This window comes from Aeromicrobium sp. UBA7512 (assembly GCF_002476985.1).
GTDB classification, from domain to species: domain Bacteria; phylum Actinomycetota; class Actinomycetes; order Propionibacteriales; family Nocardioidaceae; genus Aeromicrobium; species Aeromicrobium phoceense.
Genome location: NZ_DLNK01000003.1, coordinates 572,342 through 590,647, shown reverse-complemented (window position 1 = coordinate 590,647; position 18,306 = coordinate 572,342). Strand labels below are relative to the sequence as shown.

Genomic DNA, 18,306 nt, shown 5'->3' with positions numbered 1-18,306 from the left:
GATGGGCGCATGGACGACCGCGAGATCCTGACCTGGCACACCTACGGCACGGCGGTCCGCGAGCTGGCGCAGTCGGTGGCCGACTCCGGCTTCGCGCCCGACATCGTCCTGGGCATCGCCCGCGGCGGGCTGATCCCGGCCGGGTCCGTGGCCTACGCGCTGGACTGCAAGAACCTGTTCACGATGAACGTCGAGTTCTACACCGGAGTCGGCACCACGCGCGACGAGCCCACGCTGCTGCCGCCCTTCCTCGACCTCGCCGAGCTGAACGACCTGTCGGTGCTGGTCGTCGACGACGTGGCGGACAGCGGGAAGACCCTCGAGCTCGTGGCGCGCGTCTGCTCGGAGCACGCGGGGGAGGTGCGCTCCGCCGTCATCTACGAGAAGCCGCGCACGATCCTCGCGCCCGACTACGCCTGGCGACGCACCGACAAGTGGATCAACTTCCCCTGGTCGAGCGAGCCCGTCATCACGTCGCGCACCGGCGTGCTGGACGCCTGAGTCCCCGATGAGCCTCGACCGCGTCGCCGGGACCATGCGCGACGTCGCCACGCGGATGGCCGTCCCCGGCCTCACCTGGGCCACGATCTCCGGCCCGCGCCAGACCGTCCAGATCGGGTCCGCGGGACCGCTCGGCCACGACACGATCTTCCGCATCGCCTCGATCACGAAGCCGATCGTCGGCGTGCTGGCCCTGCGGCTCGTGGACGAGGGCGTCTTCGCCCTCGACGACGCGATCGACGCCTGGCTGCCGGAGTTCGCGGACCGTCGCGTCCTGCGGGAGCGCGGAGGGGCCCTCACCGACACCGTGCCGGCCGCTCGGCCGACCACCGTGCGAGACGTCCTGGCGATGGGATCCGGGCTCGGCTGGGACATGAAGGCGGCGCCGGACGACCCCCTCGCGCGGGAGTTCGACGCGCGCGAGCTCGGTTCGGGCTGGGAGCCTCCCGTGGTGCGCCCGGACCGCTGGGCCGAGCTGGCGGGCGCGCTGCCGATGGCGCACCAGCCGGGGGAGGGCTGGATGTACCAGTACTCCTACGACGTCCTCACGGTGCTCATCGAGAGGGCCACCCGGCGGCGGCTCGATCTCCTGCTGCGGGACAAGGTCTTCGCGCCCCTCGACATGGACCACACGGGCTACGCGGTGCCGATGAACGACGTCGACCGGGTGCCGTCGGCCTGGTTCCCGAACCGGCGGGGCGACTTCGTGGAGGTGGCTCCCACCGGCGACCCGAGGCTCATGAACGTCCCGGTGTTCCGGTCGGGCGCCACCGGGCTGCTCTCGAGCGCCGGCGACCTGGCGAAGTTCGCGCAGATGCTCCTGCGCGAGGGCCGCGGGCCTCGGGGACGGGTCATCTCGCGGGCGTCGTTCGCGGCGCTCACCACCGACTCCGTGGTCGAGCCGGCTCGCGCCATGGCCCGGGAGTTCCTCGAGCCGAACCTCACCTGGGGGCTCGGGGTGGGTGTGGACCTCGGCTCGCGGTACCCCGGCTCGCACGCGGGCCGCTTCGGCTGGGACGGCGGCACCGGCACCAGCCTGTGGGTCGACCCGGTGTCGGGCGTCGGAGGCGTCCTGCTCACGCGGCAGGGTCTGGGCACGCCCGAGCCGCCGGAGTACCTCGAGGCGTTCTGGGGCGCCGTCCACGCGTGACACGCCGCCGAGTGGAACACGTGTTCGGGAAAACCGCGTAATGTATAGGCATGTGGTTCCAAGGATCCCTGCTCGACGGTGACGCGGGCGTGCGTGTCGGCCCGCTCGATCGCGTGCAGCGCCACCCATTGTCCGACGGCGCCTGGGTCGACACGCTGCCGGGATGGGTGAGCGGCTCGGACGAGCTGTTCGAGACGCTGCGCACGGAAGTGCCCTGGCGCGAGGAGCGGCGGGAGATGTACGAGCGCGTCGTCGACGTTCCCCGGCTGCTGTGCTTCTACGGCCCGCGGCGCCCGCTGCCCCATCCTGCGCTGGAGGAGGCGCGCGATGCGCTGTCCGCGCACTACGCCGACGAGCTCGGCGAGCCGTTCGTGACGGCCGGCCTGTGCTTCTACCGCGACGGGAACGACTCGGTGGCCTGGCACGGCGACCGCATCGGCCGCAGCCGCACCGAGGACACGATGGTGGCCATCCTGTCGCTGGGCGCCGAGCGCAAGCTCAGCCTCCGGCCCGCCGGGGGAGGCCCGCAGACCGGTTTCAGCCTCGGCCACGGCGACCTCTCGGTCATGGGCGGCAGCTGCCAGCGCACGTGGGAGCACGCGATCCTCAAGACCGCACGTGCCGTGGGACCCAGGATCAGCGTGCAGTTCCGCGTCGCCGGCGTTCTTTGACCAGCTCGAGCGCATCGGTCGACCACAGCGCCCACACCACGAGCACCGGCTGGAAGAACAGCCGGGCCAGGCGGGCTCGGTCGCTGTCGAGGCCGAAGGCATCGACCCCGTTCAGGTACTGCGAGACGTTCCCCGGGAAGACGGCGACGAAGAACGCGGCGGCCACCAGACCGATCACCCGTCGGTGCCGGGGGATCGCCATGAGCGCGGCACCCAGCGCAATCTCCACGATGCCGGACACGACGACCACGAACTCCTCGTCGAGGGGGATGCTGTTCGGCACCTGCGCGTCGAACTCGTCGCGGGCGAAGGTCAGGTGGCCGATGCCGGCGAATGCCAGCATGCCGCCGAGCAGGATCCGGCCGATCGTCTTCATGCCCCGACGCTAGGTCAGTCGCCGAAGATGCGCTCGTAGAGGACGTGGTCGTGCCACGTCCCCGCGAGGCGCAGGTAGTCGCGCGCCACGCCGAAGCGCACGAAGCCGTTCTTCTCCAGGACGCGCTGGCTGGAGTGGTTGTCCAGGCGCGTGCCGGCCTCGATCCGGTGCAGGCCGAGCCGCACGAACGCGAGTTGCACGATCTCGTCGACGGCGGCGCTGGCCAGCCCCTGGCCCTGGTGCGCCTCGTCGACGTAGTAGCCCAGCACGCCCTTCATCGAGGGGCCGCGGACGATCTCGTTGAGGTTGACCCGGCCCACCACGGAGTCGTCGGGGCCGAGGATCACCCGCGGGAACGACACGCCCTCCTCGTACCGGCGGAGCGCGTCCTGGATGATCGCGCGCTGTCCCTTCTCCGTGAAGTAGACCTCGGGACGCTTCGGCTCCAGCGCGGCCATGGCGCGGCGATTGCGGCGCAGGACGTCGGCGAGCGCCTCGGCGTCGGTCGTGGCGACGAGTCGGGTGACGGCCATGGCGAAATCATGTCAGGCACGGGCCGTGGGGCGCCGGAGGTTTGACGCGGCTCACATATCGTGTTTCGATAACATCGACAAACGATATGATGCGAGGTCTTTCATGAAAGCGCCCTTCGGCACCGCCACCCGTTCGGACCTGTGGCTCGCCGTGGCCCTCGCGGCCGCGGTCATCGTGGGCACGGCGATCGACGCGGCGCGCCGGGTCGTGGAGATCCTGCCGAACCGCGACGTCCCGGTCGAGGTCTACTTCGAGAGCCAGCAGCAGCCGATCGGGATCACCGGGCTGACCGAGCCGGTGCGCGTCGACCTGGACCATGCCACGATCCGCGTCTCGGACCTGGCACCGGCCAGCTACGTCTCGGCGATCGCCGCCGTGGTCGTCCCGGCCCTGGCCGTCATCGGCGTCATGGTGTGCATCTCCTGGCTGTGCCGGAACCTCGCCGGGGGCGTGTTCTTCAGCCGGACCAACACCCGACTGGTCACCGCGACGTCGTTGCTGATCGTCGGTGGCTGGATGCTGAGCTCCCTGGCCAGGACCATGGCCAGCAATGGAGCGCTGGCCACGGTCTCGCCCCAGGCGGCCGACGTCTCCGTGACGATGCAGTTCTCCCTGATGTACCTCTTCATCGCGATCGTCGTGGGCAGCCTTGCCGCGGCGTTCCACGCGGGGGAGCGGATGCAGCGGGACGCCGAGGGTCTGATCTGATGCCACCGGAGGACGACGAGCACCGGGTGCACTGCCGGCTCGACGAGCTGCTGGCGGACCGGGGAATGACCCTCACTCGGCTGGCCGAGATCGTCGGCGTCACGGTGGTCAACCTGTCGGTGCTGAAGAACGACCGCGCCCGCGCGATCCGGTTCACCACCCTCACCGCGATCTGCGAGGCTCTCGATTGCGAGATCGGGGACCTGCTGGTCATCGCGGAATGACAGCTCATCGCGGAATGATTGGCGCCGCGCAGCGTTGACCCCGACATGAAGAACATCGGCTTCCTGTCGTTCGGGCACTGGTCCGACTCGCCCCAGTCGGCGACCCGCTCGGCCCGGGACACGCTCCTGCAGTCGATCGACCTCGCCGTCGCAGCCGAGGAGCTGGGCGCTGACGGGGCCTACTTCCGCGTGCACCACTTCGCCCGCCAGCTGGCCTCGCCCTTCCCGCTGCTCGCCGCCGCGGCCGCTCGCACGAGCCGCATCGAGCTGGGCACCGGCGTCATCGACATGCGGTACGAGAACCCGCTGTATTTCGCCGAGAACGCCGCCGCCGCCGACCTCATCTCCGGCGGCAGGCTCCAGCTGGGCATCAGCCGGGGATCACCGGAGCAGGTCGTCGCCGGCTACCGGTACTTCGGCTTCGAGCCGCCCGAGGGCATGAGCGACGCCGACATGGCCCGCGGCCACACGCAGGTGCTCATGGAGGTGCTCAAGGGGGAGGGCTTCGCCGAGCCGAACCCGCGGCCGATGTTCCCGAACCCTCCGGGCCCGCTCCCGCTGGAGCCGCACTCGCCCGGGCTGCGCGACCGCATCTGGTGGGGCGCCGGCTCGCGCGCGACCGCCGAGTGGACCGCCGAGCAGGGCATGAACCTGATGAGCTCGACGCTGCTCACCGAGGACACGGGCGTGCCGTTCCACCAGCTCCAGGCCGAGCAGATCCAGCGCTTCCGCGACGCGTGGAAGGCGGCCGGTCACGAGCGCGAGCCCCGCGTCTCGGTCAGCCGCAGCATCTTCCCGCTGGTGTCCGACCGCGACCGGGCCTACTTCGGGCACGAGTCGCGCAGCACCGACCAGGTCGGCTTCCTCGACGGCGGCTCGGCGCGCTTCGGCCGCTCCTACGCGGCCGAGCCCGACGTGCTGGTGAAGGAGCTCGCCGAGGACGAGGCGATCGCGGCTGCCGACACGCTGCTGCTCACCGTCCCGAACCAGCTCGGGGTCGACTACAACGCCCACGTGATCGAGAGCCTGCTGACGCGCGTGGCTCCGGCACTGGGCTGGCGCTGATCGCGACCCGGGTCGATGCTGTCCTCATGAGCACGCTCGACGTCCCGACGATCATCGCCGCCGGCCTGGATGACTGGCGCCCCCTCGTCCACAGCCTGCACGCCCGGTTCCGCACCGGCGACTTCGCGCAGGGCCTGGAGTTCGTCGTGGACATCGGTGCCGCGGCCGAGGCGGCGAACCACCACCCGGACGTGAAGCTCACCTACACGCACGTCGACATCACGCTGATCAGTCACGACTCCGGTGGGATCACCGACCGCGACCTCGACCTCGCGCGCACGATCAGCGACCTGGCGGGGGAGCGAGGGTTCGAGTCCGACCCGGCGCGCCTGGCCATCGTCGAGATCGCGCTCAACGCCCAGGACAAGGACGCCATCGGCCCGTTCTGGGCCGCGATGCTGACGGGCGACGCGAACGCCTACGACGGTGAGCAGGTCACCGACGACACGGGCCAGGTGCCGCTGCTGTGGTTCCAGCCCACCGAGGAGCGCACCGAGGTCCCGCCGATGTGCTTCCACCTCGACATCTGGATCCCGGTGGGCCAGCTGCCGTCCCGGATCGAGGCCGGCGTGGCCGCGGGCGGGCGCGTCTTCGACGATTCGGAGTCGCCGTCCTTCGTCGTGCTGGAGGACGTCGAGGGCAACAAGGCCTGCCTCTGCACCGTGATGGACCGTGGCTGACCGGACCTGATCAGGAGGGGCCGAACTCCAGCGACGCGGCGCGCGCCTGCAGCCAGGCCCGCTCGAGGTCGTTGCCCGCGAGCTCGGCCGCCGCGATGAACTGGCCGCGTGCCTCGGCGGTGCGGCCGAGCCTCAGCAGCAGATCGGCGCGCGTGCTGGCGACGAGGTGGCTGCGCGCGAGCGTGCCCTCGGCGTCGATCCGGTCGATCTCGGCCAGCGCGGGCTCCAGGCCGCCCTCGGTCATCGAGAGCGCCGCGGCGCGGTTCAGCCGGACGACGGGTCCGGGGACGAGCGCGGCGAGCGCGTCGTAGAGCACGAGGATCCGCTCCCAGTCCGTGGCGGCGAACGACGGCGCTGTGGCGTGGCACGCCGCGATGGCGGCCTGCAACGCGTAGGGCCCCCGGCCGCGGCCCAGGTCGTCGACCCGCTCGAGCGCCTCGACGCCTCGGGCGATCTGCGACCGGTCCCAGAGCCGGCGGTCCTGGTGGGCGAGCGTCACCGGATCCCCGAGGCGGTCCGTGCGAGCCGCGAAGCGCGACGACTGCAGCTCCATCAGCGCGACGAGGCCATGATCTCGGGCTCGCGGGGGAGCAGGCGGCTGACGACGCGGCCCAGGCGCAGCGCCTCCTGGGCGAGGTCGCGGCGGACCCAGCGGTCGCCGGCACTCGCGGCGTAGCCCTCGGTGTAGAGCAGGTAGATCACGGTGAGCACCGCCGAGAGCCGGGTGGACCACTCGGTGTGGTCGGGCACCTCGAACGGCACACGCGCCTCGCTGAGGGTCCGCTTGGCTCGGACGATGCGCTGCTGGACCGCCGGGACGGTGGACAGCAGCAGGCGCGCGATCTCCGTGGTGGAGAGTCCGGCCACGACGCGCAGGGTCAGTGCGACCTGGGCCTCCCGCGCGAGCACGGGGTGACAGGCGGTGAAGACGAGGCGCAGCAGGTCGTCCTCGATCGGCTCCCACGCCGCGTCGTCCTCCTGGTCGAGCTGGTGGGCCATCGTCCGGTGACGCTCGTCGAGCGCCGCCCTGCGCCGCCAGCCGTCGACCGCCCGGCGCCGGGCCACCGTGGTGAGCCAGGCACCGGGGTTGCGCGGCACGCCCGACTCGGGCCACACGCGCAATGCCTCGGCGACCGCGTCCTGGGCCAGGTCCTCGGCCTCGGAGAGATCGCCGGTCACGCGAGCCAAGGTGGCGACGACCCGCGGGCCCTCGATGCGCCAGACGGCATCGAGGGTCGCGGCGAGATCGTCCATGTCAGGCGTTGCCGAGCTGCTCGCGCCAGCCGGCCTCCTTCTGCACGTACTCGTTGTCGGCGAAGTCCTCGAAGTCGGACTCGTCGGTGATGCGACGCACCTCCAGCTTCGACCCGGGGCCCAGCGGGCAGCGCTTGGCCCACTCGACGGCCTCCTCGCGCGAGGCGACCTGCAGGACCCAGAAGCCGTTGAACAGCTCGTGCGTCTCGCCGTAGGGACCGTCCGTGACGATCGGCTCCTCGGCGGAGAAGTCCACCACGAAGCCCTCCGACGGGTCGGAGAGGCCGTCGCCCCCGGCCATCACGCCCGCGTTCATGAGCGCCTCGTTGTACGCGCCCATCGCGTTGATGATCTCCTCGAAGTCCATCTCCTTCGACGCCGCGAGGGCCTCGTCGGTGGTCCGCATGATCAGCATGTACTTCCTCATGATTTCGGTCCTCTCACCGGACGCACCTTGCGTCCTCTCACCCTGACGTCGAACGGCGTCGGCCGAGATCGACAGCCTTCACGAAAAAGTTCGTCGAATCTCGTCCGGGCCACGGTATAGGTTCTGCGAGGGAACAGGAGAGGACCTTCCGCATGAGTCATCCGGCCGACACGCACGACCTGATCCGCGTCCACGGCGCCAGGGTCAACAACCTCAAGGATGTCAGCGTCGAGCTGCCGAAGCGGCGCCTCACGGTGTTCACCGGCGTCTCGGGCTCGGGCAAGAGCTCCTTGGTCTTCGGCACCATCGCCGCGGAGTCCCAGCGCCTGATCAACGAGACCTACAGCTCGTTCGTGCAGGGCTTCATGCCCACGATGGCCCGTCCCGACGTCGACGTCCTCGACGGTCTCACCACCGCGATCCTCGTCGACCAGGAGCGCATGGGCTCCGATCCGCGCTCCACGGTCGGCACGGCCACCGACGCGAACGCCATGCTCCGGATCCTGTTCAGCCGCCTCGGCGAGCCCCACGTCGGCTCGCCCCAGGCGTTCTCCTTCAACGTGGCGTCCGTCAGCGGCGCCGGCGCCGTCTCGTTCGAGACCGGCGGCCGCACGGTGAAGGAGCGTCGCGAGTTCTCGATCACCGGTGGCATGTGCCCGCGCTGCGAGGGCAGGGGAGCGGTGTCGGACTTCGACCTCACCGCCCTCTACGACGAGACGAAGTCGCTCGCCGAGGGCGCGCTGACGATCCCGGGCTACTCGATGGAGGGCTGGTACGGCCGGATCTACCGCAACGGAGACTTCTTCCCCGGTGACAAGCCGATCAAGGACTTCACGAAGAAGCAGCTCGACGCCCTGCTCTACAAGGAGCCGACCAAGATCAAGGTCGAGGGCGTCAACATCACGTTCGAGGGGCTGATCCCGAAGATCCAGAAGTCGATGCTGTCGAAGGACCGCGAGGCGATGCAGCCGCACATCCGCGCGTTCGTCGACCGGGCGATCACATTCCAGACCTGTCCCGAGTGCGACGGCACGCGCCTGAACGAGGGCGCACGGTCCTCCAAGGTCAAGGGCATCAGCATCGCCGACGCCTGCGCCATGCAGATCACCGACCTCGCGGCCTGGGTGCGCGAGCTCGACGAGCCGTCGGTGGCGCCGCTGCTGTCGGTGCTGGGCGACACGCTCGACTCGTTCGTCCAGATCGGCCTGGGCTACCTGTCGCTCGACCGGCCGGCGGGCACGTTGTCCGGCGGCGAGGCCCAGCGCACCAAGATGATCCGACACCTCGGATCGTCGCTCACCGACGTGACGTACGTGTTCGACGAGCCCACGGTGGGGCTGCACCCGCACGACATCGACCGGATGAACGAGCTGCTGCTGCAGCTGCGCGACAAGGGCAACACCGTCCTGGTGGTCGAGCACAAGCCCGAGGCCATCGCGATCGCCGACCACGTCGTCGACCTCGGTCCAGCGGCCGGCAGCGGCGGTGGCCAGATCATGTTCGAGGGCACCTTCGACGGCCTGCGCGCGAGTGACACCGTCACGGGGCGCCACATCGACGACCGGGCCTCCCTCAAGGACTCGGTGCGCACCCCCACGGGCCAGCTCGAGGTGCGCGGTGCGAACTCGCACAACCTGCAGGACGTCGACGTCGACATCCCGCTCGGCGTCCTCGTGGTCGTCACGGGCGTCGCCGGGTCGGGCAAGAGCTCGCTCATCCACGGCTCGGTCGCCAGGAACGACGATGTCGTCGCGATCGACCAGGGCGCGATCCGCGGGTCGCGACGCAGCAATCCCGCCACCTACACCGGCCTGCTCGATCCGATCCGCAAGGCGTTCGCGAAGGAGAACGGCGTCAAGCCCGCGCTCTTCTCGGCCAACTCCGAGGGAGCCTGCCCGAACTGCAACGGCGTCGGCGTCGTCTTCACCGACCTCGGCATCCTGGCCACCGTGGAGTCGCCGTGCGAGGTGTGCGAGGGCCGTCGCTTCGACGCCGCCGTGCTCGAGTACAAGCTGGGTGGGCGCGACATCAGCGAGGTGCTGGCGATGCCGGTGGCCGAGGCGCACGCGTTCTTCGCCAAGGACGGCGTCAACGTCGCCGCCGCCGCGAGGATCCTCGCCCGCCTCGAGGACGTGGGCCTGGGCTACCTCACACTGGGCCAGCCGCTGTCCACCCTGTCCGGCGGCGAGCGCCAGCGGATCAAGCTGGCCACGCACATGGGGGAGAAGGGCGGCACCTACGTCCTCGACGAGCCCACCTCCGGCCTGCACCTCGCCGATGTCCAGCAGCTGCTCGGCCTGCTCGACCGCCTCGTCGAGGCAGGCAAGTCCGTCATCGTGATCGAGCACCACCAGGCCGTGATGGCGCACGCTGACTGGATCATCGATCTGGGTCCGGGCGCCGGTCACGACGGTGGCCGGGTCGTCTTCGAGGGCACCCCGGCCGACCTCGTGGCCCAGCGCCCCACGCTCACCGGAGAGCACCTGGCGGCCTACGTCGGCTCCTGATCGTCGGAAGGTGGGGCTGCTGGGGCCAGGTGTGACCTGTCCTACACTCGGCCTCATCATGCGAGCGCTTCCCACCGAACGGACCCCGGTCCGCCGTCAGGTGGGCTTCGTCGTCGTCCTGGTCGCACTGACGGTCTTCCTGATCGGCGCCAGCGCTCCCTCACCGTTCTACCCGGTGCTGCAGGAGCGCATCGGCTTCTCCTCGGTCACGATGACGCTGATCTTCGCGGTCTACGCCGTGTCGATGCTGGTGACGCTGCTGCTCACCGGATCCCTGTCGGACCACCTCGGCCGGCGGCCGGTCATGACCGCCGGACTCCTCGTCCTGGCGGTCAGCATGACCGCGTTCTGGCAGGCCGAGAGCGTCGGTCTTCTCATCACCGCACGCATCGTCCAGGGATTCGGCGCCGGCCTCCTGATGTCCTCGATGTCCGCGGCGGTCGTCGACCTCGAGCCCGTGAGCCACCCGGGCTGGGGCGCGATCGCGAACTCGGTCACGCCGCTGGCCGGACTCGCCGCGGGAGGCCTGATCGCGGGTCTCGTCCTCGAGTACGTGGACGAGGATCCGTTCACCGCGATCTTCGGCGTGCTCACCGGCGTGTTCGTGCTGATGGCGCTCCTGGTGTGGGTGGCGCCCGAGACGTCGGCCCGGCGATCGGGTGTCTGGGCCTCGCTCCGACCGAACGTCGGCGTGCCTCCCGAGGCCCGCGCCGCCTTCCTCCGGGCGCTTCCCGCCCTCGTCGCCGGGTGGGCCACGAGCGGCTTCTACCTCTCGCTCGGCGCCCCGTTGGTCGCCCAGGAGCTCGGCGGCGACAGCCACGTCATGCAAGGTCTGGCCATCACCGCGATCAACGGCGCGGGCGCCGCGATGTGCTTCGTCGCCCGTGGGTGGACCGGCCGTCGCATCACGCTGTACGGCACCACCACCCTCGCGGTCGGCACGGCCCTCACCCTCGTGGCCCTCGCCGCCGGCAGCCTGCCCTGGTTCCTCGCGGCCGCCGTGTTCGCGGGCACGGGCTTCGGGGCCTCCTTCATGGGCATCATGCGCTCGGTCACGCCGTTGGCACCGCCCGAACGCCGGGGCGAGCTGTTCGCCGCCGTCTTCGTGGCGAGCTACGTCGCCTTCGGCGTGCCGGCGGTCATCGCGGGGTTCGCGGTCGGTGAGTTCGGTCTCACGCCCACCGCGATGGTCTACGGCGGGGTCGTCGTGACGCTCTCGGCACTGGCCGCGGTGCTGCGGAAGTTCGGCTCGACCGACTGACGAGCGGTACGTTGAGAAGGGAAGGACGAACGCCTTCCCCTTGTCATGTTCCCGGCAGACAGGACCCGACGCCCGTGGCCGTGATCCTCCTGTGCGGCGTGGCCGGGTCGGGCAAGTCCATGTACGCCCGCCGCCTCGAGGCCGACGGCTGGGTTCGCCTGTGCTTCGACGTCGAGACGTGGCGCCGCGGCGTGAGGGCGCTGCCGGCGCCGCCCGAGCTGTTGCCCGGGATCGAGGACGAGCTGGAAGCCCGCCTCGCCGAGGCAGTGCGCGCCGGCCGTGACGTGGTGGTCGACCTCTCGTTCGCGACGCGCGCGCTGCGGGACGCCTACCGCGGGCTCGTCGCGGAACTCGGTGTCGCGGCTGAGACCGTCCACCTGCCGGTCGACATGTCGACAGCGTTGGACCGCGTCCGTCAGCGGCGGGACACCGGTCCGGACGACTACCGGCTCACCGACGAGGTCGTGCGAGCTCAGGTGGAGGGCTTCGAGGCACCGACGTTCGCCGAGCAGCCGCTGACGATCGTCGACGGTGATCTCGTGGTGCGTCAGGCACGACCCGCCGACGTGGGGGAGCTGCTGGAGTTCTGGTCAGGATCGGCGGAGAACGCGTCGCGTCCCCAGGACTCCGAGGTGGCGGTGGAGCGGCTGCTCGCGCGCGATCCCGCGGCGCTGATCGTGGCCGATGTGGATGACCGGATCGTCGGCACCGTGATCGCGGGCTGGGACGGCTGGCGGGCGCATCTCTACCGACTCGCGGTCGGGAGGGACGTGAGGGGACGCGGCATCGCGCGGCGGCTGCTGCGGCACGCCGAGGAGCGACTCATCGATCTCGGCGCGAGCCGTCTCGACGCGATGGTCCTGGACGGGAACGAGGCAGGAGCCGCGGTCTGGCGAGCGGCGGGTCATGCGCCGCAGGGGGAGTGGAGCCGGTGGGTCAAGCCGGTCGGGCCGCGGGAGACCCCCGGCGGGGCTACCGTGGAGTAACACCCGACGAGGATCAGGAGGCTGCCCGTGTCCACCTCAGCGCGGACGATGGTCCTGCACGGCCACGAGCTGTCGTACCTCGACCGGGGCGACGGACCCGTGGTCCTGTTCATCCACGGGATCCTGGGCTCCCAGCACAACTGGGTGCACCTCGTGAACCGGATCGACGACACCCAGCGGGTGATCGTCCCGGACCTCTTCGGGCACGGCGCCTCGGCGAAGCCGATGGGGGACTACTCGCTGAGCTCGCACGCGGCGACGCTGCGTGACCTGCTCGACCGGCTCGGTGTCGACACCGTCACGGTGGTGGGCCACTCGCTCGGCGGTGGCATCGCGATGCAGTTCTACTACCTGTTCCCCGATCGGGTCGAGCGTCTCGTCCTCGTGGCCAGCGGCGGGCTCGGCCGCGAGGTGAGCCCGCTGCTGCGCGCCGCGACGCTGCCGGGCGCGGAACACGTGCTGAGCGTCGTCGCCTCCGGCTGGGTGCTCGGCAAGGTGGAGTCCGCCGGGCGCGCTGCGGCCAGGATCGGCTGGAAGCCCGGCGCCGACGTCGGCGCCATCTGGCGCGGCTTCACGTCGCTCGGCGACAAGGAGAGCCGCAAGGCGTTCCTGGCGACGACCCGTGCGGTGGTCGACCCCGGCGGCCAGACGGTCAGCGCGCACGACCACCTCGGGGACGTGGGCCCGATCCCGGTGCTGCTGGTCTGGGGGAGCAGGGACCGGATGATCCCCGCCTGGCACGCGATCAAGGCCCAGGAGTCGGTGCCGGGCTGTCAGGTCGAGCTGTTCGAGGGCGCCGGGCACTTCCCGCACCTCGACGACCCCGACCGCTTCGCCGACGTCCTGGCCCGGTTCATCGCCACGACCTCACCTGCGGCTGGCTGAGGACAGGACGCAGAACTCGTTGTCGTCGGGATCGCGCATGACCACCCAGTCCACCGTGCCCTGACCGATGTCGGTGCGGGTCGCGCCGAGTCGCTCGAGTCGCTCGACCTCGGCCTGCTGGTCGCCCGTCGGGCGCAGGTCGAAGTGCCAGCGGTTCTTGGGTGGCTTCTCCAGCAGCGGGGGACCACCCCACGAGATCTTGGTGCCGCCGTGAGGTGACTGGATCGCCGTCTCCTCGTCCTCGTCCCACACGAGCAGCCAGTCCAGGGCCGCCTGCCAGAACAGTCCGACCTCGCGGGTGCCGTCGCACGACAGGGCGCCGATCGTGCCGCAGCCGGCCAGGAACTTGTTGCCGGGCTCGATGACGCAGAACTCGTTGCCCTCCGGATCCTCGAGGACGACGTGCTCGGCGTCCGCGCCCTGGCCGATGTCGAGGTGACGGGCACCGAGCTCCACGGCGCGCGCGACCATCGCCTCCTGGTCGTCGAACGACGCGCTCGTGAGGTCGAAGTGCATCCGGTTGGGGAGGGTCTTGGGGTGCCGCGTGGGCTGGATGTCGATGGCGAACCCGAGGGCGTCGGGGGAGGGCAGCGTGAGCACCCCCTCGTCGTGGGTGTCGACGACCTCACGGTCGAGGACCCGGCCCCAGAAGGTGGCGAGCCTCGCCGGCTCGCTGGCGTCGATGACAAGGGCTTCCAGTCGACTGCTCATGAGTGCCACGCTAGACCTCATGACTCCGCACAGCATCGTCATCGGCCTGCCCATTGCCGACCGTCCGACGTCGCGCGACTTCTACCGCGACGTCCTGGGATTCGAGGCGCCGGGCGAGCTGGCCGACGACGGCGTCCCGGAGCCCCTGCAGCTCGCACTGTCGGAGACGGTGAGCGTGATGCTGGTGCCGACCGGGGGATTCGGGTGGGCGATCGGCGGCCGTCCCGTGGCGGCCGCGGGGCAGCACGAGTGCGTGTTCACGCTGTCGGTGCGATCGGAGTCCGACGTCGACGCGCTGCTGCAGCGGGCGCGATCCGCGGGCGCCGAGATCGTCACCGAGGCAACCCGGCAGCCCTGGGGCTACACCGGTACGTTCGCCGATCCCGACGGCCACCTGTGGTCGGCCCTGGTCGACGAGGGATGACGGGCGACCTGACGTCGATCGAGGCGACGTGGACGGATCCCGGGTCGTCACCGCGGCAGGTGAGCCTCGTACGGATCCCGTTGCCCGTGCTGGACGCGCTGGCGCGCGGCGACGGTGAGTCGGCCGAGCGGCTCGCCGAGCTGGAGCTCGGTCCGTACGTCACGGGACCCGACTGTCTCTGGCTCTGGAAGATACGCAGTGCGCAACTCCTCGCGAGTCCCGACGACCACGCGTGGGTGACCCGCCTGATCGTCGATGGTCGCTCCGGCGACGTCGCCGGCGTGGCCGGCTTCCACGGAGCGCCGGACCAGCGCGGCATGGTCGAGATCGGTTACCGGATCGATCCGACGCGCCGTCGGCGTGGCTACGCACGGTCGGCCCTGCAGGTGATGCTGACGATCGCGAACGCCCATCCAGGGGTACACGTCGTCCGCGCGACGGTCACTCCGGACAACCTCGCATCCAGGGCTCTGCTCGACCAGTACGGCTTCCGCGAGGTCGGCGAGCAGTGGGACGACGTGGACGGGCTGGAGACGATCTTCGAGCGGCCGGCAGGCTAGGCAGGGTCGGGTCCGTCGGCCAGCCCCAGGGCGCGGGCGGCGCGGGAACGATCGTCGACGACGAGGACCTTGCGTCCGTCGTGATCGGTGTACTGGACGTCGAGCCGGACGCCGGCGACGTCGAGCTGTCGCATGAGTCGTCCGAGCGCGCCGGGGACGTCGGCCTCGAGGGGGACCAGCAGCACCTCGCTGACCGCGATCACGTCGATGTCAGCTTCCGCCAGGGCACGGGCGGCCGCGTCAGCATCCGCGACGAGGTAGTGCGCCGTCCGCTCCCACATTCCGCCGCCGAGGAGGTCGACGCCGGCGGCACCCAGGACCGCACCGATGCGCTCCAGCGATGCCGCACCGTCACGGGCCACGATGGCGATGTCGCGCATCACGCGACCAGCTCGATCGTGGGCTCGATGCGGACGGTGGCGTTCAGGGTGTTGGCGATGAAGCAGTGCCGGTGCGCCGCCTCGACCAGCCGCTCCACGGTGGCCTCGTCCGTGGCGCGGGCCGTGATCCGGGGTCGCAGCACGACCTCGGTGATGCGCATGGACGCTGCGGCCTGCGGCATCACGGCGGTCGCGTCGTCCTCGTAGGCCAGGACCTCGATCTCGGCCAGCGCGGCGACCGCCAGGAACGACAGCAGCTGGCACGAGCTGGCAGCGGCGAGCAGCAGCTGCTCGGGGTTCGTCATGCTGGCGTCGCCGCGGAACGAGGCATCGGCGCTCACCGGCAGCGTTCCGCCGGCGAGCTCGACGTCGTGCGTCCGGTCGTACGCCCGGTAGCCGTCGCCCGTGGACCCATTCCACGCCAGGCGCGTGGAGTACTCGTGAGTGGACATGGAACGACCGTAGGAACACGCTCCGACAGATCTGTCGTCGCTCTGCACGATTGTCCGATAATGCACATTATGTCAGTTATGCACGAGGCGGCCCGCGGAAGAGGCAGGCTCCCCTCACGTGGACCGCAGGTACTCCTCGATCACCAGGCCGGACTCGAACCGTCGCGTGCTGACGAGGTCGAACGGCGCGACCGTCGGGTCGGCGCCGCCGAACAGGCGGATGCCGTCACCGAGGACGATCGGATACCGCTTGAGCACCAGTCGATCGATCTCGGACAGCAGCGAGCCGGCGAGCTCGCCGCCACCGCACAGGTAGATGCCCAGGCCGTCCTCCTGCTTCAGCTCCCGGATCGTGGCCAGCGCGTCGGCCGTGTAGGTGACGCCGTCCGGCGGCGTGGCCCCGGAGCGGGTCGCCACGTACTCGCGCAGGTGGGCGTACGGGTTCTGAATGCCCTCGTCGAGGGCGATCTGGTAGCTCCTGCTCCCCTGGATCACCGTGTCGAACCGGGTGCGTGGCGGCGCGATCCCGAGCGCCTCGAGGAATCCCGACGGAACGGCGTCCGCGAAGTCGCTCGTGAGGACGGCGGCGTGATCGCCGGTCACCGGGAAGGCGTCGAAGGCACCGTCGGGTTCGGCGATGAAGCCGTCGATCGAGACGGCGACGTAGTAGACGAGCTCGCGCATCATCTCTCCATTCACTACGGATGTTGTGGTTGAAACGTACCACGACGCCCGTCGTGGTAGCGATACCCTGAGGCCATGGTCCGCAATGTCGAGCGCCGCACGCTCCTGGCCGACGCCGCCGTGAGCGTCCTCGCGCAGCAGGGCTCCCGAGGCCTGACGCACCGGGCGATCGACCTCGAGGCCGGCGTGCCGAAGGGCACGGCGTCGAACTACTTCGCCTCGCGCGACGACATCATCGCCGCGATCCTCGTGCGCATCGGCGAGCGCCTCTCCCCCGATCCCGAGATCCACGCGGAGCTCGCGCGGCGCACCCCGGGCATCGACCTGTTCACGGACTACCTGAAGGACATCGTCCACCGGCTGACGGCGGAGTCCGACGTCATGATCGCGCTGTTCGAGCTGCGCCTGGAGGCCACGCGCCGCCCCCATGTGGCCGAGGCGCTGACGAGCTGGCGCCGCGACGGCCTGGCCGCCGACGTCGAGTTCAACACGTCCATGGGCCTGCCCGGTGACGCTTCGGACATCGCCCTGTTCCACTACGCGATCGACGGCTTGGTGTTCGACCGGCTGACCGTCCCGCTCGACGAGACGGCAGACGTCGACGCGCTCGTCGAGACCCTCGCGCGTCGGATCCTCGGCGGCTGAACGAGCGCGGTCGTCGTGAACGGGCCGCACCGCCCCTGACGCCCTAGGCTCGGCCCATGACCCCCCGATCAGCCAAATCCACCGCGCGCGCGGTGGACGACCATCCCGCGCTGGACTACGTGGCACGTGCCGGACTGGTGGCGTTCGGCATCGTGCACCTGATGATGGGCTGGCTCACCCTCCAGCTCGCGTTCGGCGACCGCGAGAACAAGGCCGACAGCACCGGGGCCGTCCGTGAGCTCGCCCAGCAGCCCTTCGGCGAGCCGATCGTGTGGGCCGTGGGCCTCGGCATGGTGCTGCTCGCGGTGTGGCAGGCGATCGAGGCCGCCGTGGGACACCGCCAGGAGGACGACCCGAAGCGACTGCGCAAGCGGGTGACGAGCCTGGGCAAGGCGGTCCTGTACGCCGTCATCGCGTTCAGCGCCTTCAAGGTCGTCACCGGGTCGAGCTCCTCGAAGAAGGACGGCACCGCGTCGTTCAGCGCCAAGCTGATGGACCTTCCCCTCGGCCAGGCGCTCGTGGGGCTCGTGGCCCTCGGGATCGCCGCCGTCGGTGTCTACCTCATCTACAAGGGTCTGACCGAGCGCTTCCTCAAGGACATCGAGGCCGGCGGCGCCAGCGGCCGCGTCGGCTCGGCCTACGTCTGGCTGGGCAAGATCGGCTACGTCGCCAAGGGTGCCGCGGTCCTGGGCGTCGCCGCGCTCTTCGGCTACGCCGCGATCACCCACGAGCCGGACAAGTCCGGCGGCATCGACGAGGCGCTGCTCACCGTGCTGGACCAGCCGTTCGGGCCCGTCGTGATCGCCCTCGTCGGCGCCGGTTTCGCGGCGTTCGGCCTGTTCTGCTTCGCATGGGCACGCCACATCGACCGCTGATACAGCCCAAACGGGCCGTACGTCGAACACCCGTTCTACAGTGGTCCCATGGGTCACAACCGGAGGTACGGCGACCGCTTGTCGGCGCTGGACCCTCCGGCCGTGACTCCCCCGCCTCGCATCCGGCCCCAGCACGTCTGGGTCAACCTGTCGACCGTCCAGCACGCGCCCGCGGTGTATCCCGGGGTGCTCGTGGAGTGGCGACCCGTGGTGAAGGGCTGGGAGGCGCTGTGCACGTGGGCCTCGCCGGACGGTGTCGTCCACACCGGGTGGCTGCCCGCCGCACGGCTCAAGCCGGCCTCCGGGTGAGTGACCCTCCCGAGACGCGGACGGCCCCCGGAGCGGG

At 70.6% G+C, this 18,306-nt stretch carries 23 protein-coding genes and 1 pseudogene; 16 read left to right on the top strand and 8 right to left on the bottom strand.

The window, feature by feature from the left end:
* Nucleotides 1-9: 9 nt before the first annotated feature.
* Genes B2363_RS04860 through B2363_RS04850 form a run of 3 tightly spaced genes read left to right on the top strand, consistent with a single transcriptional unit; the run spans nucleotide 10 to nucleotide 2,322 of the window.
* Nucleotides 10-501 (top strand): phosphoribosyltransferase, encoded by a 492-nt coding sequence (locus B2363_RS04860; RefSeq protein WP_181755725.1) that lies wholly within the window; start codon nucleotides 10-12, stop codon nucleotides 499-501.
* A gap of 7 nt (nucleotides 502-508) precedes the next feature.
* Nucleotides 509-1,651 (top strand): serine hydrolase domain-containing protein, encoded by a 1,143-nt coding sequence (locus tag B2363_RS04855; protein WP_286928814.1) that lies wholly within the window; start codon nucleotides 509-511, stop codon nucleotides 1,649-1,651.
* Between the two features lie 50 nt (nucleotides 1,652-1,701).
* Nucleotides 1,702-2,322 carry an alpha-ketoglutarate-dependent dioxygenase AlkB gene (locus B2363_RS04850; RefSeq protein ID WP_286928813.1) on the top strand — a complete coding sequence of 207 codons (621 nt, stop codon included), beginning with the start codon at nucleotides 1,702-1,704 and terminating at the stop codon, nucleotides 2,320-2,322.
* Here the strand turns inward: B2363_RS04850 and B2363_RS04845 are convergent.
* Together B2363_RS04845 and B2363_RS04840 are read right to left on the bottom strand one after the other, a co-directional pair.
* Nucleotides 2,288-2,698, bottom strand: coding sequence for a DoxX family protein (locus tag B2363_RS04845; RefSeq protein ID WP_286928812.1), 411 nt, complete (start codon nucleotides 2,696-2,698; stop codon nucleotides 2,288-2,290). The two genes, B2363_RS04850 and B2363_RS04845, sit on opposite strands and share 35 nt — an antisense overlap.
* A 14-nt stretch (nucleotides 2,699-2,712) precedes the next feature.
* Complete coding sequence (locus B2363_RS04840; RefSeq protein WP_181755729.1) at nucleotides 2,713-3,231, bottom strand: GNAT family N-acetyltransferase; 519 nt, start codon at nucleotides 3,229-3,231, stop codon at nucleotides 2,713-2,715.
* Nucleotides 3,232-3,334: 103 nt separating this feature from the next.
* On the opposite strand from B2363_RS04840, the gene B2363_RS04835 reads away from it, so the two are divergent.
* Genes B2363_RS04835 through B2363_RS04820 form a run of 4 tightly spaced genes read left to right on the top strand, consistent with a single transcriptional unit; the run spans nucleotide 3,335 to nucleotide 5,909 of the window.
* Nucleotides 3,335-3,940, top strand: coding sequence for a DUF2975 domain-containing protein (locus tag B2363_RS04835; protein ID WP_286928811.1), 606 nt, complete (start codon nucleotides 3,335-3,337; stop codon nucleotides 3,938-3,940).
* A complete protein-coding gene (locus tag B2363_RS04830; RefSeq protein ID WP_181755731.1) occupies nucleotides 3,940-4,164 on the top strand; it encodes a helix-turn-helix domain-containing protein in 225 nt (74 codons plus the stop codon). Before B2363_RS04835 ends, B2363_RS04830 begins: the two co-directional genes overlap by 1 nt.
* Nucleotides 4,165-4,209: 45 nt before the next feature.
* Nucleotides 4,210-5,229, top strand: a complete 1,020-nt coding sequence (locus B2363_RS04825; RefSeq protein ID WP_286928810.1) for an LLM class flavin-dependent oxidoreductase — start codon at nucleotides 4,210-4,212, stop codon at nucleotides 5,227-5,229.
* Nucleotides 5,230-5,255: 26 nt separating this feature from the next.
* Nucleotides 5,256-5,909, top strand: a complete 654-nt coding sequence (locus B2363_RS04820) for a 4a-hydroxytetrahydrobiopterin dehydratase (RefSeq protein ID WP_286928808.1) — start codon at nucleotides 5,256-5,258, stop codon at nucleotides 5,907-5,909.
* A 10-nt stretch (nucleotides 5,910-5,919) separates the two neighbouring features.
* Here the strand turns inward: B2363_RS04820 and B2363_RS04815 are convergent.
* Nucleotides 5,920-7,163: pseudogene (locus B2363_RS04815) on the bottom strand (RNA polymerase sigma factor).
* 1 nt (nucleotide 7,164) lies between these two features.
* On the bottom strand, nucleotides 7,165-7,590 hold the full coding sequence (locus B2363_RS04810; RefSeq protein WP_286928807.1) for a YciI family protein: 426 nt from the start codon (nucleotides 7,588-7,590) through the stop codon (nucleotides 7,165-7,167).
* 152 nt (nucleotides 7,591-7,742) lie between these two features.
* Here B2363_RS04810 and B2363_RS04805 point away from each other — a divergent pair, with 152 nt between their 5' ends.
* From B2363_RS04805 to B2363_RS04790, 4 genes are all read left to right on the top strand, one after another.
* The gene (locus B2363_RS04805) at nucleotides 7,743-10,097 is read left to right on the top strand and encodes an excinuclease ABC subunit UvrA (RefSeq protein ID WP_286928806.1); all 2,355 of its coding nucleotides are present in this window, start codon (nucleotides 7,743-7,745) and stop codon (nucleotides 10,095-10,097) included.
* Between the two features lie 58 nt (nucleotides 10,098-10,155).
* Complete coding sequence (locus tag B2363_RS04800) at nucleotides 10,156-11,358, top strand: MFS transporter (RefSeq protein ID WP_286928804.1); 1,203 nt, start codon at nucleotides 10,156-10,158, stop codon at nucleotides 11,356-11,358.
* A 74-nt stretch (nucleotides 11,359-11,432) separates the two neighbouring features.
* Complete coding sequence (locus tag B2363_RS04795; RefSeq protein ID WP_286928802.1) at nucleotides 11,433-12,344, top strand: GNAT family N-acetyltransferase; 912 nt, start codon at nucleotides 11,433-11,435, stop codon at nucleotides 12,342-12,344.
* 27 nt (nucleotides 12,345-12,371) lie between these two features.
* Nucleotides 12,372-13,229, top strand: coding sequence for an alpha/beta fold hydrolase (locus B2363_RS04790; protein WP_286928801.1), 858 nt, complete (start codon nucleotides 12,372-12,374; stop codon nucleotides 13,227-13,229).
* Here the strand turns inward: B2363_RS04790 and B2363_RS04785 are convergent.
* Nucleotides 13,212-13,940, bottom strand: coding sequence for a VOC family protein (locus tag B2363_RS04785; protein ID WP_286928799.1), 729 nt, complete (start codon nucleotides 13,938-13,940; stop codon nucleotides 13,212-13,214). The two genes, B2363_RS04790 and B2363_RS04785, sit on opposite strands and share 18 nt — an antisense overlap.
* A gap of 19 nt (nucleotides 13,941-13,959) precedes the next feature.
* Between B2363_RS04785 and B2363_RS04780 the strand changes: the two genes are divergently transcribed.
* Entirely contained in the window at nucleotides 13,960-14,364 is a 405-nt protein-coding gene (locus B2363_RS04780; protein ID WP_286928797.1) for a VOC family protein, read from the top strand.
* A complete protein-coding gene (locus B2363_RS04775; protein WP_286928796.1) occupies nucleotides 14,361-14,924 on the top strand; it encodes a GNAT family N-acetyltransferase in 564 nt (187 codons plus the stop codon). The genes B2363_RS04780 and B2363_RS04775 overlap by 4 nt, the downstream gene beginning before the upstream one ends.
* On the opposite strand, the gene B2363_RS04770 is transcribed toward B2363_RS04775, so the two are convergent.
* The 3 genes from B2363_RS04770 to B2363_RS04760 all read right to left on the bottom strand — a co-directional run bounded on the left by B2363_RS04770 (nucleotide 14,921) and on the right by B2363_RS04760 (nucleotide 16,440).
* Nucleotides 14,921-15,304, bottom strand: coding sequence for a hypothetical protein (locus B2363_RS04770; RefSeq protein WP_286928795.1), 384 nt, complete (start codon nucleotides 15,302-15,304; stop codon nucleotides 14,921-14,923). The two genes, B2363_RS04775 and B2363_RS04770, sit on opposite strands and share 4 nt — an antisense overlap.
* Complete coding sequence (locus B2363_RS04765) at nucleotides 15,304-15,756, bottom strand: OsmC family protein (protein ID WP_286928794.1); 453 nt, start codon at nucleotides 15,754-15,756, stop codon at nucleotides 15,304-15,306. The genes B2363_RS04770 and B2363_RS04765 overlap by 1 nt, the downstream gene beginning before the upstream one ends.
* Before the next feature lie 114 nt (nucleotides 15,757-15,870).
* On the bottom strand, nucleotides 15,871-16,440 hold the full coding sequence (locus B2363_RS04760; RefSeq protein ID WP_286928792.1) for a dihydrofolate reductase family protein: 570 nt from the start codon (nucleotides 16,438-16,440) through the stop codon (nucleotides 15,871-15,873).
* A gap of 75 nt (nucleotides 16,441-16,515) precedes the next feature.
* On the opposite strand from B2363_RS04760, the gene B2363_RS04755 reads away from it, so the two are divergent.
* The 3 genes from B2363_RS04755 to B2363_RS04745 all read left to right on the top strand — a co-directional run bounded on the left by B2363_RS04755 (nucleotide 16,516) and on the right by B2363_RS04745 (nucleotide 18,269).
* Nucleotides 16,516-17,085: a TetR/AcrR family transcriptional regulator gene (locus B2363_RS04755; RefSeq protein WP_286928790.1), complete on the top strand. Its 570-nt coding sequence runs from the start codon at nucleotides 16,516-16,518 to the stop codon at nucleotides 17,083-17,085.
* A 56-nt stretch (nucleotides 17,086-17,141) separates the two neighbouring features.
* Nucleotides 17,142-17,960: a DUF1206 domain-containing protein gene (locus B2363_RS04750; protein ID WP_286928789.1), complete on the top strand. Its 819-nt coding sequence runs from the start codon at nucleotides 17,142-17,144 to the stop codon at nucleotides 17,958-17,960.
* Nucleotides 17,961-18,062: 102 nt separating this feature from the next.
* On the top strand, nucleotides 18,063-18,269 hold the full coding sequence (locus B2363_RS04745) for a hypothetical protein (protein ID WP_181755746.1): 207 nt from the start codon (nucleotides 18,063-18,065) through the stop codon (nucleotides 18,267-18,269).
* The last annotated feature ends 37 nt before the right edge of the window (nucleotides 18,270-18,306 follow it).

Bases quoted from the DNA above. Each gene is read 5' to 3' on its own strand.
- B2363_RS04830 (WP_181755731.1), top strand. From the start codon at position 3,940: ATGCCACCGGAGGACGACGAGCACCGGGTGCACTGCCGGCTCGACGAG.
- B2363_RS04765 (WP_286928794.1), bottom strand. From the start codon at position 15,756: ATGTCCACTCACGAGTACTCCACGCGCCTGGCGTGGAATGGGTCCACG.
- B2363_RS04845 (WP_286928812.1), bottom strand. From the start codon at position 2,698: ATGAAGACGATCGGCCGGATCCTGCTCGGCGGCATGCTGGCATTCGCC.
- B2363_RS04750 (WP_286928789.1), top strand. From the start codon at position 17,142: ATGACCCCCCGATCAGCCAAATCCACCGCGCGCGCGGTGGACGACCAT.
- B2363_RS04755 (WP_286928790.1), top strand. From the start codon at position 16,516: ATGGTCCGCAATGTCGAGCGCCGCACGCTCCTGGCCGACGCCGCCGTG.
- B2363_RS04810 (WP_286928807.1), bottom strand. From the start codon at position 7,590: ATGAGGAAGTACATGCTGATCATGCGGACCACCGACGAGGCCCTCGCG.
- B2363_RS04760 (WP_286928792.1), bottom strand. From the start codon at position 16,440: ATGCGCGAGCTCGTCTACTACGTCGCCGTCTCGATCGACGGCTTCATC.
- B2363_RS04860 (WP_181755725.1), top strand. From the start codon at position 10: ATGGACGACCGCGAGATCCTGACCTGGCACACCTACGGCACGGCGGTC.
- B2363_RS04800 (WP_286928804.1), top strand. From the start codon at position 10,156: ATGCGAGCGCTTCCCACCGAACGGACCCCGGTCCGCCGTCAGGTGGGC.
- B2363_RS04820 (WP_286928808.1), top strand. From the start codon at position 5,256: ATGAGCACGCTCGACGTCCCGACGATCATCGCCGCCGGCCTGGATGAC.
- B2363_RS04855 (WP_286928814.1), top strand. From the start codon at position 509: ATGAGCCTCGACCGCGTCGCCGGGACCATGCGCGACGTCGCCACGCGG.
- B2363_RS04825 (WP_286928810.1), top strand. From the start codon at position 4,210: ATGAAGAACATCGGCTTCCTGTCGTTCGGGCACTGGTCCGACTCGCCC.
- B2363_RS04770 (WP_286928795.1), bottom strand. From the start codon at position 15,304: ATGCGCGACATCGCCATCGTGGCCCGTGACGGTGCGGCATCGCTGGAG.
- B2363_RS04835 (WP_286928811.1), top strand. From the start codon at position 3,335: ATGAAAGCGCCCTTCGGCACCGCCACCCGTTCGGACCTGTGGCTCGCC.
- B2363_RS04850 (WP_286928813.1), top strand. From the start codon at position 1,702: ATGTGGTTCCAAGGATCCCTGCTCGACGGTGACGCGGGCGTGCGTGTC.
- B2363_RS04780 (WP_286928797.1), top strand. From the start codon at position 13,960: ATGACTCCGCACAGCATCGTCATCGGCCTGCCCATTGCCGACCGTCCG.
- B2363_RS04840 (WP_181755729.1), bottom strand. From the start codon at position 3,231: ATGGCCGTCACCCGACTCGTCGCCACGACCGACGCCGAGGCGCTCGCC.
- B2363_RS04805 (WP_286928806.1), top strand. From the start codon at position 7,743: ATGAGTCATCCGGCCGACACGCACGACCTGATCCGCGTCCACGGCGCC.
- B2363_RS04775 (WP_286928796.1), top strand. From the start codon at position 14,361: ATGACGGGCGACCTGACGTCGATCGAGGCGACGTGGACGGATCCCGGG.
- B2363_RS04785 (WP_286928799.1), bottom strand. From the start codon at position 13,940: ATGAGCAGTCGACTGGAAGCCCTTGTCATCGACGCCAGCGAGCCGGCG.